This window comes from Spirillospora sp. NPDC127506, from assembly GCF_040302145.1.
In the GTDB taxonomy this organism is placed as follows: domain Bacteria; phylum Actinomycetota; class Actinomycetes; order Streptosporangiales; family Streptosporangiaceae; genus Spirillospora.
On sequence record NZ_JBEORG010000006.1, the window covers coordinates 134595 to 145934 of the forward strand.

Here is an 11340-nt window from a genome sequence, read left to right on the forward strand (position 1 = left end):
CGCGCGGGTGCGGGGCACGGCAGTTCGCGTGCCGCGTCCCGCCATCGGGAAGCCCGCTATTGGGAAGCCCGCTATTGGGAAGCGGGGCGGACGGCGTAGCCGGACAGGGCCGGGGACAGCATGTCGAAGGCCATCCGCGCCGACTTGGCCAGGGCCGCGGCGATCTCTTCGTCCGGCTCGTTGTCGAGCGTCCGGCGCAGGGCCTCCTGGAACAGGACGCGGTGGACGGCGGCCAGCTGCGCGGCGGCCAGGCGGGGGAGCGGGTCGTCCGGGTGGGCGGCGGTCTCCGCGGCGAGGACGGCGGCCAGGGCGTTCTCGCGCTCCTCGTGCAGCTCGCGCAGCCGGGCGACCAGCGCGGGGCTCTCGGTGATCATGCGGGCGAAGTCGGGGCCGGAGAAGCCGATGACCGGGTCGTGCCGGGCGGCGGCGTCCAGGAAGGCGCGGCGCAGCGCGGCGAGCGCCGACTCGCCCGGCGCCCGCTCGGCGACCGTGCGCGCCAGCAGGCCGGTGAACTCCTCGTGCAGGTCGAGGGCGAGGTCCTCCTTGCGCGGGAAGTAGTTCGTCACCGTCATCTTCGCGACCTGGGCCGCGGCCGCGACGTCGGCGATCGTCACCTGGTCGAAGCCGTGCCGCAGGAAGAGGCGCGTCGCCTGGTCGGAGATGTTCTGCCTCGTCTGCCGCTTCTTCATCTCCCGCAGTCCCATGCCGGCCATCCTTACACACTTCGACCTAAGTTTGTGCTTGACATAAAACTTTATCGATCCTAAGTTTATGTCGCAAGGCGGGCGGGTACCGAGATCGCGTGACCCTTTCCCTCCCGGCCGGACGAGCAAAGGACACCGCCCTGAACGCCAGCCACGCCCCGAGCGCGTCCCCCCGCGCGACCGTGAACCTCGTCGACCCGATGAAGGACTACCTGTCCCGCATCGGGCGCACCGCGCTGCTCACCGCCGAGCAGGAGGTCGACCTGGCCAAGCGCATCGAGGCCGGCCTGTTCGCCCGCGAGCGACTCGAAACGCTCGGCGACGACCTCAGCCTCCAGGACAAGGAGGACCTGGAGTGGATCGCCGCCGACGGCGCGCGCGCCAAACAGCACATGGTCGAGGCCAACCTGCGCCTCGTCGTGTCGCTCGCCAAGCGCTACATGGGCCACGGCCTGCCGCTGAACGACCTCGTCCAGGAGGGGAACCTCGGGCTGATCCGGGCCGTGGAGAAGTTCGAGTACCGCCGGGGCCTGAAGTTCTCCACCTACGCAGTCTGGTGGATCAAGCAGGCGATCAGCCGCGCGCTCGCCGACCAGAGCCGCACCATCCGCATCCCCGTGCACGTCGTCGAGGTGCTCAACCGGATGACGCGCGTCCGGCGGCGGATGATGCAGGACCTCGGCCGCGAGCCCACCTCGCAGGAGCTGGCCGCCGAACTGGACGTCACGGTCGAGAAGGTCGAGTGGCTGCGGCGCCAGGCCCGCGAGCCGCTGTCGCTGCACACTCCGCTCGGCGAGGACGGCGACGGCGAGCTCGGCGACGTCATCGAGGACCCGGAGGGCGGCGACCCCGCGGACGTCGTCGCGTCCTCGATGCTGCGCGGCAAGCTCGACGCCGTCCTGGAGACGCTCACCGAGCGGGAGGCCGGGGTCATCTCGATGCGGTTCGGGCTGGCCGGCGGCGAGCCGAAGACCCTCGAAGAGGTCGGCAAGGTCTACGGGGTGACGCGCGAGCGCATCCGGCAGATCGAGTCGAAGGGCATGCACAAGCTGCGCCACCCGTCCCGCCGCGAGACCCTCGCCGACCTGCTCAGCTGACCCCCGCCCGGGGCCGCGCGGCCCGGTTCCGCGGTTGAACCCGGCCGTTGGATTCTCACGTATCGGGATGACAGAGCGGTTGATCGCCGAGGACACTTTTCCTCAGGACGTTCCGTGCGTGGAGAGTTGGCGATGGTGGCGAGGCGGTCAGTGCGTTTCGCGGCGGCCGCGGGCGCCGCGGCGGCGGTCGCGCTCGCGTCGGCCCGGCTCCCGGCGGCTGCCGCGGAACCGGACGCCCCGCCCGCCGCGGCGGCGGTGCGCCGCCCGCCGACCATGCCGTTCGACCCGGTCAAGCTCCGCGCCACCCTGGACGCCACCCGCGACGCGGGCATGTACGGGCTGTTCTCCGAGGCCCGCGACGGGCGCACCGCGTGGGACGGGGCGTCCGGCGCCGCCGACGTGCGGACGGGACGCCCGGTCACGCCCGGCATGCGGCAGCGCGTCGGCGGCATCACCGAGTCGTTCGTCGCCGCCGCGATCCTCCAGCAGGTGGAGAAGGGGCAGATCAGCCTCGACGCATCGGTCTCCCAGTACCTTCCCGGCCTCATCCCCGGGCGGCTGGGGCAGCAGATCACGGTGCGCATGCTGCTCAACCACACCAGCGGGATCGGTGACTACGTCATCACGGCGTTCCCGTCGCTGAAGGAGCTGTCGCCGAAGAGCCTGGACGAGTTCCGCTTCCGCGGCGTCCCGCCGGAGCGGCTCATCCAGTGGGGGCTGAGCGCGCCCCGCACCGGGATGCCGGGGGAGCGCTGGTCGCACTCCAACACCGACTACGTCATCGCCGGGCGGCTCCTGGAGAAGGTGACGGGAACCAGCGCGGAGCAGTACATCACGCGGCACGTCATCCGGAAGGCCGGGCTCAGGCACACGTACTTCCCGGACTCGCCCTGGGTGGTCGGGCCGCACCCGCGGATGTACGAATCGCTGTACCAGCATGTGAAACCGCCCCGCGATTACAGCGTCTTCGACATGAGCTGGGCCTGGACGGCGGGCGCCCTGGTCTCCACCATGGACGACCTCAACCGCTTCTACCGCGGGCTCCTCACCGGCCGCATCGTCGGCGAGGACGCGCTGTCGCAGATGAAGCGCACGGTCCCCGTGAAGGACGCCGACGGCGACGTCCTGATGAACTACGGCCTCGGCCTCTACTCGCTCGACCTGCCGTGCGGGACGTTCTGGGGCCACGACGGCGCCGTCTTCGGGGCCGGCACCCAGTCGCTGACGTCCGCCGGCGGCGCGCGCCAGGTCTCGGTCGCGCTGAACCTGACGAATTACCGGCAGCCCGACGCCAACGGCACGCCCGTCCCGATCGACAGCGCGCTCGCCGCGCACGTCGTGGAGGCCCTCTGCGGCACGCAGCCCGCGATGCGGACGGCGGCCCCCGGCGCCCCGTTCCGGCTGCTGCCGCTCCAGTTCGCCCGGACCGCCCGCTGACTGTCGGCGGGGTCGCCTAGGGTCCCGGGCATGCCGAGTGCGACCGAGACGCGGGACACCGCCGCCTGGGAGAAGATCGCGGCCCTCATCGAGGGCGGAGACCCCGACGCCGTCGCGGACGCCGTCCGCGGCCTCGACGACGCCGGGCGGCGCGCGGTCGCCAGGGCGCTGCCGGGCCACGTCAAGGCGGTGCGGGCCCGCCGCGAGCCGTGGGAGGGCATCGACGAGTACGCGGCCGCCTTCCGCGCGGCGGGCGCCGGGACGCTGGGCGGCGCCTCCGCGGTCGCGGCGTGGCTGACCAGGCGCGAGTTCAACTCGCGCTGGGCGGGCGAGCACACCGACACCGGCCGGCTCCTGGAGCTGTGGGCCGGCCGCGACGACGCGTGGCTGGCCGACCTGGCGCGGCGGCTGACGCTCCGGCTGCGCGGTCCCCGGCACATCGGCCTCGACCTCGTCCTGGCGCTGCTCGCCGAGACCGGGATCGAACCGCCCGACCACGATCCCCTCGTCGTCGGCTGGGTGTCGTCCGGGCCGCCCCGCGCGAACGATCCGCTGCTGCCGTTCCTGCTGCCGCGCGTCTTCGAGGCGGACGGCGCCGGCCGGGAGCTGCGCGACGACCGGTCCTGGGTCCGGACGCTCGCGACGCTCGCCGGGCGCGGCGCGGTCGACCGCCGGATGCTGCTGGACGGCTGCGTCCGCCGGTTCCTGCGCGGCGGGACGCTCCTCGACCTGCGCTTCTTCGTCCGCCTGCACGGCCTGCTCATGCCGGCCGACCCCGCCGAGCGGGAGCGGGAGATCATCGAGTACGCCCGCGACTACGTGCGGCTGCTGCCCGCCGCGCCCGGCCCCGTCGCCGACCTGGCCCTCGGCCTGCTGATGGAGCCCGCGGAGCTGCCGTCCCGGTACGTCGTCGAGGCCCTGGACGGCGTCCTCTTCCGCGCCGAGTCCGGGCTGGTGAGGTCCGGGCTGTCCTGGCTGGAGAAGACCGTCCGGGCCAGGCCCGAGCTCGCCGGCGACTGCGCCGCCGCCCTCGCCCAGGCGTTCGGGCACGAGTCGTACACCGTCCGGGAACGGGCGGTCAGGATCGCGCTCAAGCTCCCCGAGGGCGCCGGCACCGCCGCGCTCGCCGACGCCGTCCCGCTGCTCCCGCCGGACTTCGGCGCCAGGGCCGCCGCCCGCTTCGGCGGCGCGGTCGCCGGACCCGAGCCCGGCGACGACCCGCCGCCCGCCTTCGCCTTCACGCCCCCCGCCCCGCACCCGCTCCCCCCGCCGCCCGCGCCGATCACCCGTCCGATGGAGCTGGCCGAGGCGCTCGGCGGCCACCACATCGGCTGGCCGGCGATCGAAGCGGTCCTGGACGCGTTCGTCCGGCTCGTCCGGGAGAGCCCCGGCAACGTGCGCGCCGCGCTCCGGCTCGCCGCCAGGCCGGACGCCTACCCGCCGCTGGACGAGCCGGGCGGCTGGCGCTGGCCCGACCAGTGGCTCGAGGCGGCCGCCCGCCTGCTGACCGGCTCGGCGCCGGTGCCCGCCGACTGGCGCGGCCGCCTGCCGGTCGTCCAGGACGGCGTCTCCCCGCACGTGATCCAGCTGCACCGGTGCGCGGAGGTCGCCGCCGCCGTCGTGGACGGGACGCCGCCGCCGCTGCTGCTCGCCGTCCCCACCGAGCCGACCGGCCACATCGACCCGGGCACGTTCGTGGCGCGGCTGGAGACCCTGGAGGCCGCCCGCGCCGAACCCGGGCCCGCCGACCTCCAGCAGGCCCTGCTGCGGCTGCCGCGGGAGGCCGGCGCGGACGCCGCCCGGCGCGCGTCCGCGCTCGCCTCGCCCGCCGGGCGGGTCGCGGCGCGCTGGCTGGCCGGGGGCGGGCGGCCCGTCCCCGAGGTGTCGATGCGCCCGCTGGAGGACGGCCGCCCCGAGCCCGTGATCGACGCCGCGCCCACGGGCCTGCCGCTGGTCGACGCGGTGTTCACGGCCCCGTCCCCGTTCGCCGGCGGGTCCCACGGGTTCTACCGGCACGACTGGCCCTACCTGCTGCCGTCCGACCCCGAGGTCGTCGCCGCGCACGTCCTGCCGCACCTGCGGGCCGCGGGATTCGGCCCCGGCGTCCGGGTCGGCGAGTTCGTCCGGCTCACCGCGGGCGACGGCCCGTTCGCCGAGGCCGTCGCGCACTTCCTGGCGCGGCAGCTCGTGGAGCGGCGCGCCGAGGACGCCGACGGGGCGCTGCTCACCATGGCCGCCCGCGGCGACCTGCCCGCCGCCGCGCTCGGGCGGCACATCGGGCTGCTCGTCCGCGGCGGCGAGATCCGCCCGGTGCGGATCTTCGAGGCGCTCGAACGCGCGGCGGACGCGGGCGCCTACGCCCAGGTCTGGGCGGCCGTGGCCGCCGCCCTGCCGGTCCTCTGCCCCGGGCCGGGGGAGCGGCCGGTGAACTCCCTCGACCGCCTGATCGCCCTCGGCCGCAGGACCGCGCGCTGGTCCGGCGCCCGCGGAGCGGTGCCCGGGATCGAGGAGCTCGCCGCGCGCAAGGGGTCGTCCAACGTCGTCCGCGAGGCCCGCGCGCTGTCCGCGCAGCTCGCCGCCGCCCCGTAGCCGGGGCCGGCCGGGCAGCCCGTCAGGCGAGGTCGGAGGGGTCGGTGTTGGCGCCGCACAGCACGACCACCACCCGCTCATCCGGGGACGGCCGGTAGGCGCCGCAGCGGAGCGCGGCGAGCGCGGCGGCGGTGCCGTGCTCGACGGCCAGGCGGTACTCGCCCCACAGGTGCCGGCGCGCCTCGACGATCGCCTCGTCGGAGACCAGGAGCGGCCGCACGCCGGTGCGGGACGCTACGGAGAACGCGATGTCGCCCAGCCGGGTCGCGCCGAGCGAGTCGGCGGCGATCCCGGACACGTCCACGTCCACGGGGCGCCCCTCGCGGAGGGCCCGCTCCATGGTCGGGATGGTCTCGGGCTCGACGCCGGCGACGCGCGCCCGCCCTTCGAGGGCCGCGGCGACGCCCGCGATCAGCCCGCCGCCGCCGACCGCGATGAGGACGGTGTCGACCTCGCCGCCGGTCTGCTCCAGGATCTCCAGGCCCAGCGTCCCCTGCCCGGCGCAGACCTCGGGCAGGTCGTAGGCGTGGCAGAACAGCGCCCCTGTGTCGGCGGCGCGCTTGGTGGCGGCGTCCTGCGCGTCGGCGTAGCGCGTCCCGACCTGGACGACCGCGGCGCCGAGCGCCCGCAGCCGGGCGACCTTCACGGCGGGCGCCGTCTCCGGGACGTACACCTCGGCGGGCACGCCCGCCTGCGCCGCCGCGTACGCGAACGCGAGGCCCGCGTTGCCGCCGGACGCCGCGACGACGCCGGCCGCCGGGAGCCGCCCCTCGTCCCGCGCGGCGAGGATGTGGTTGAACGCGCCCCGCGCCTTGAACGACCCCGTGTGCTGGACGAGTTCGAGCTTCAGCCACATCCGCGCGGCCGGCCCGGGCTCGACCTCCATCATCGGCGTGCGCCGAACCCGACCCGCGATCCGCCGAGCCGCGGCCTGGACATCCGAATGAGCGATCACCGGCACTCCCTCTCCGAGTTCCCTAAGTAGCAGAACACACTTTGAGTCATGACCGCTCGGCGGCGGGCAGTGCGGGTCACCGGTTCCCGAGCGCGGCGGCCCGGGCGAGGAGGGCCTTGCGCTCGGGCGCGTTGCGGGTCAGCCCGGCGGCGCGCTCGAACTCCGCGCGGGCCTCGTCCAGCCGGCCGAGGCGCTCCAGGAGGTCGCCGCGGACGCTCGGCAGCAGGTGGTACCCGCGCAGGGCGGGCTCGTCCACCAGCGCGTCGGTGATCTGCAGGCCCTTCTCCGGGCCGTGGGCTCGGCCGACCGCCACGGCGCGGTTCAGCTCCACGACGGGGGACGGGGCGACGGTCGCGAGGATCTCGTAGAGGGAGGAGATCTGCGCCCAGTCGGTGTCCTCGGGGGCGGGGGCCTGCGCGTGGGTCGCGGCGATCGCCGCCTGCAGGACGTACGGGCCGGGCGGCTCGCCGATGTCCTTGGCGCGGAGCAGGGCGGCGAAGCCGCGGTGGATGAGGAGCCGGTCCCAGCGGCCGCGGTCCTGCTCCAGGAGCGGGACGGGCTCGCCGGACGGCCCGGTGCGCGCGCGTGTCCGGGACGCCTGGATCTCCATCAGCGCGACCAGCCCGTGCACCTCGGGTTCGCGCGGTGCGAGGCCGGCGAGTACGCGCCCGAGGCGCAGCGCCTCCCGGCACAGGTCCGCCCGCACCCAGGAGTCGCCGGCGGTGGCCGCGTACCCCTCGTTGAAGATCAGGTAGATGACCTCCAGGACGGACGACAGCCGCGCCTCGCGGTCCGGCCCGGTGGGGACCTCGAACGGCACGCCGGCCTCCGCCAGCGTCCGCTTGGCCCGGACGATCCGCTGTGCCACGGTCGCCTCGGAGACGAGGAACGCGCGCGCGATCTCGTCGGTGGTGAGGCCGCCGAGCATCCGCAGCGTCAGCGCCACCCGCGCCTGCACCGACAGCACCGGATGGCAGGCCGTGAAGATCAGCCGCAGGAGGTCGTCCTCGATGTCCTCGTCGTCCGGGACCTCGATCTCCGCGGGCGCCCGGTCCTCCAGGTCGCGCCCGATCTCCGCGATCTTGTCGTCCAGTCGCCGCTGCCGGCGGATGCGGTCGATGGCGCGGCGCTTGCCGACGGCCATGAGCCAGGCGCCCGGGTTGTCCGGGACGCCTGACTCCGGCCACTGTTCGAGCGCGGCGACCAGTGCGTCCTGCGCGAGTTCCTCGGCGAGCCCGATGTCGTGCACCATGCGGGCGAGCCCGGCGATGATGCGCGCGGCCTCCAGCCGCCACACCGCGTCGATGCTCGCGTGCACGTCGGGTGCGCTCGAAGAGGTCACGCCGCCGATGAGAGCACCCGCACCGGCCGCCGCGCAAGCTCAGCGGCCGCCGCCGGGGACCCCGGGCGGGATCCCCGCCGGCGTCACTGCCCGGGGAACGGGTCGTCCGGGCCGAACACCTGCTTGATGACGCCCTCGCCGTCGCCGACGATCGAGTAGAACCGCTTGGACAGCTCGATCGCCTCCTCGCGGTTGCGCGCCTCGATGAGCGCGAAGCCGACGACGCCCTCCTTGGCCTCGGTGAACGGGCCGTCCGTCACGGTGACCTTGCCCCCGGACGAGGTGATGCGGGTGCCGTAGGGCTCCAGCCCGCCGGTCGCGAGGAGCACCCCCGACTTGGCCATCTCCTCGATGAACTTGCCCATCTCCTGCTGGAGCTTCTCGTCCGGCGGGGCGTCGTTCCCGCCGGTGTCCGTGGTCATCATCAGGAACCGCATGGGTGCCTCCAAGGTCGTGTACTGCTCTGTCGTCGGTCCGGGTCATCCCCGGACTCTGCCAACGCGTCGAAGAAGGGAGGCCCGGATCGACATCCGGTCCCGGCCTTTTTCAAGTTTTTTCTCGGAGTCTGGATCCTGCCAGGTCAGCGCCCGGCAAGCTGAGAACGGCACCGCCCGTCGCCGCAGATCACGACAAACGGGGAGGTATGGGGCAGGTGGGCAAGCGTCCCGCCGTCGAGTAGCGTCTCCATGTAAGAAGGTTTCCTGCGCGCCGAGGAGGATTTCCGTGGGAGAGTCAGCACCGGGCGCCGGTGCACGGCCCGGACCCGACATCGACGACACCGTGCCGCAGTCCGCGCGCATCTGGAACTACTGGCTCGGCGGCAAGGACAACTACCCGGTCGACCGCGCCGCGGGCGACCAGTTCGTGTCCGTCTATCCGCAGATCGTGGACGTCGCCCGGCACTCGCGGGCCTTCCTCTCCCGGGCCGTCCGCCACATGGCGGGCAGCGCGGGGATCCGGCAGTTCCTCGACATCGGCACCGGCCTGCCGACCGTCGACAACACCCACGAGGTCGCCCAGCGCGCCGCGCCGGAGGCCCGCATCGTCTACGTCGACAACGACCCGCTCGTCCTCTCGCACGCCCGCGCCCTGCTGGCCGGCGGGCCGGAGGGCGCCACCAGCTACGTCGACGCCGACCTGCGCGACCCCGACCGCATCCTCGCCGAGGCCGCCCGGACGCTCGACCTCGGCCGCCCGGTCGGGCTGATGCTGCTGAACATCCTCGGGCACATCGCCGACTGCGACGAGGCGCGCTCGATCGTCCGGCACCTGATGGACGCGCTGCCGGCCGGCAGCCACCTGGCGGTCGCGGACGGCACCGACGTCATCACCGGCGAGGCGTTCCGGACGGCGATCGAGCTGTGGAACCAGGCCAGCGACACCCCCTACCACCTGCGCACCCCAGAGCTGATCGGCGGCTACTTCGAGGGGCTGGAGATCCTGGAGCCGGGCGTCGTGCCGGTGTCGCGGTGGCGCGCCGAGCCCGGCCCGTTCGGCGAGCCGGACGAGGTGGACGAGTTCTGCGCCGTGGGGGTGAAGTCTTGAGCCTCCGCGGACGCCGGGACGAGCCGCCCCATACCGCCTCCGGCCGCGGCGCGGCCGGCTTCGCCGCACCGGGCCTGCGGGACGCCGGGCCGACCGTGCTGCGGATGGTCGTCGGCGCGCAGCTGCGCCGGTTCCGCGAGGCCGCCGGGATCTCCACCGAGGACGCCGGCTACGAGATCCGCGGCTCGCACTCCAAGATCAGCCGGATGGAGCTGGGCCGCGTCGGCTTCAAGGAGCGCGACGTCGCCGACCTCCTCACCTTCTACGGCGTGACCGACGCCGGCGTCCGCGAGACGCTGCTGGAACTGGCCGAGCACGCCAACGCCCCCGGCTGGTGGCAGGCGTACGGCGACGTCGTGCCCGCCTGGTTCGAGCCCTACCTCGGGCTGGAGCAGGGCGCCGACCTCGTCCGCGTGTACGAGGTCCAGGACGTCCCGGACCTGCTCCAGACGCCGGAGTACGCCGGCGCCCTCCTCGCCGCCCGCCACCCGGAGGCGCGCCCGGAGGAGATCGAGCGGCGGGTCGAGCTGCGCATGGCGCGCCGCCGCGTGTTCGAGCGCCCCGTGCCGCTGAAGCTGTGGGCCGTGCTGGACGAGGCGGTGCTGTGCCGCACCGTGGGCGGCCCGGCGACGATGCGCGCGCAGATCGAGCACCTGATCGCGATGGCGGAGCGGCCGAACGTCAGCGTGCAGGTCCTGCCGTTCAGCTCCGGGGGCCACGCGGCCGAGAGCGGCCGGGTGACGCTGCTGCGGTTCGCCGAGGACGAGCTGCCCGACGTCGTCTACCTGGAGCAGCTCACCGGCGCCCTCTACCCCGACCGGACGGCCGACATCGCCCGCTACCGGGACGTCCTGAACCGCCTCGGCGTGCAGGCCGAACCCCCGTCCCGCACGCCGGAGATCCTCCGGGACCTCCTCGCCCGCTGACCCGCGCCGCCCGCCTGTGCCGCCGACCTATGCCGCCGCCCTGCGCCGCCGGCCTATGCCGCGGCCGGGACGTAGGTCGCGATGATGACGCCGGTCTCGAAGGTCCTGGTCCCGGCGAGCGTGAAGGACCCCGAGAAGTCCTTGCGGGTGAGGAGCTCCTCGGGGTCGCCGGTTCCGGCGAACACCGGGTGGATCCACAGCCTCAGCTCGTCCAGCAGGCCGTGCCGGACGAGCATGCGCGACACCGGGCCGAACCCGTACTGCAGGATGTCCCGGCCGTCCTGCTCCTTGAGCCTGGTGAGCTCGGCGACGGCCCCGGCGCGGGGGATCGCCGTGGTGTCGCCCCATCCCGGCTTCCTCAGGGAGTCGGACACGACGTAGTGCGGCAGCGTGTTCATCCGGACGCCGAAGTCGCCGGTCGCCTTCTCCATCGCCGGCCACGACCGCGAGAAGCCGTCGAACGTCCTGCGCCCCATCAGCAGGGCGCCGCAGGAGAACAGCAGCTCCCGCGCGTAGGCGGCGGCCTCGTCCTTGAAGTACGCCGCCGTCCAGTTCTGCGGGTTCTCGATGACGCCGTCCAGCGACACGTACGTCGAGTTGATGATCTTGCGCATGATGCCTCCGTGGCTCGGCTCGTGCTGCACTTCTCGCGTCCGGCGGCCACGGGCGCCACCGCGTTTGCGCGATCCTTACGGTCCCTTGCGCACCTCTCGGAGCCCCGCACGGGAGCCCGGGGAGACCCCCT

Annotated in this window: 10 protein-coding genes; 5 read left to right on the forward strand and 5 right to left on the reverse strand. The window is 74.3% G+C overall.

Annotated elements, in window-relative coordinates; translation table 11 throughout:
- Positions 1 to 71: 71 nt before the first annotated feature.
- Complete coding sequence (locus ABTW95_RS09080; protein ID WP_500225823.1) at positions 72 to 704, reverse strand: TetR/AcrR family transcriptional regulator; 633 nt, start codon at positions 702 to 704, stop codon at positions 72 to 74.
- Between the two features lie 98 nt (positions 705 to 802).
- Between ABTW95_RS09080 and ABTW95_RS09085 the strand changes: the two genes are divergently transcribed.
- The 3 genes from ABTW95_RS09085 (at position 803) to ABTW95_RS09095 (ending at position 5827) form a co-directional block, all read left to right on the forward strand.
- Positions 803 to 1801 (forward strand): RNA polymerase sigma factor, encoded by a 999-nt coding sequence (locus ABTW95_RS09085; RefSeq protein ID WP_396452880.1) that lies wholly within the window; start codon positions 803 to 805, stop codon positions 1799 to 1801.
- A gap of 150 nt (positions 1802 to 1951) precedes the next feature.
- Positions 1952 to 3238, forward strand: coding sequence for a serine hydrolase domain-containing protein (locus tag ABTW95_RS09090; protein ID WP_500225826.1), 1287 nt, complete (start codon positions 1952 to 1954; stop codon positions 3236 to 3238).
- Positions 3239 to 3268: 30 nt separating this feature from the next.
- Complete coding sequence (locus ABTW95_RS09095) at positions 3269 to 5827, forward strand: hypothetical protein (protein ID WP_500225828.1); 2559 nt, start codon at positions 3269 to 3271, stop codon at positions 5825 to 5827.
- 22 nt (positions 5828 to 5849) lie between these two features.
- Here ABTW95_RS09095 and ABTW95_RS09100 read toward each other — a convergent pair whose 3' ends face one another.
- The 3 genes from ABTW95_RS09100 to ABTW95_RS09110 all read right to left on the reverse strand — a co-directional run bounded on the left by ABTW95_RS09100 (position 5850) and on the right by ABTW95_RS09110 (position 8561).
- Positions 5850 to 6788, reverse strand: a complete 939-nt coding sequence (locus tag ABTW95_RS09100; RefSeq protein WP_500225829.1) for a threonine/serine dehydratase — start codon at positions 6786 to 6788, stop codon at positions 5850 to 5852.
- A 70-nt stretch (positions 6789 to 6858) separates the two neighbouring features.
- On the reverse strand, positions 6859 to 8034 hold the full coding sequence (locus ABTW95_RS09105) for an RNA polymerase sigma factor (protein ID WP_396452095.1): 1176 nt from the start codon (positions 8032 to 8034) through the stop codon (positions 6859 to 6861).
- 173 nt (positions 8035 to 8207) lie between these two features.
- Positions 8208 to 8561, reverse strand: coding sequence for a YciI family protein (locus ABTW95_RS09110; protein WP_396452081.1), 354 nt, complete (start codon positions 8559 to 8561; stop codon positions 8208 to 8210).
- Between the two features lie 280 nt (positions 8562 to 8841).
- Here ABTW95_RS09110 and ABTW95_RS09115 point away from each other — a divergent pair, with 280 nt between their 5' ends.
- Together ABTW95_RS09115 and ABTW95_RS09120 are read left to right on the forward strand one after the other, a co-directional pair.
- The gene (locus tag ABTW95_RS09115; RefSeq protein ID WP_500225930.1) at positions 8842 to 9669 is read left to right on the forward strand and encodes an SAM-dependent methyltransferase; all 828 of its coding nucleotides are present in this window, start codon (positions 8842 to 8844) and stop codon (positions 9667 to 9669) included.
- Complete coding sequence (locus tag ABTW95_RS09120) at positions 9666 to 10595, forward strand: Sco1979 family transcriptional regulator (protein ID WP_396452083.1); 930 nt, start codon at positions 9666 to 9668, stop codon at positions 10593 to 10595. Before ABTW95_RS09115 ends, ABTW95_RS09120 begins: the two co-directional genes overlap by 4 nt.
- Positions 10596 to 10648: 53 nt before the next feature.
- Here ABTW95_RS09120 and ABTW95_RS09125 read toward each other — a convergent pair whose 3' ends face one another.
- The gene (locus ABTW95_RS09125) at positions 10649 to 11209 is read right to left on the reverse strand and encodes a dihydrofolate reductase family protein (RefSeq protein WP_396452085.1); all 561 of its coding nucleotides are present in this window, start codon (positions 11207 to 11209) and stop codon (positions 10649 to 10651) included.
- Positions 11210 to 11340 lie beyond the last annotated feature (131 nt).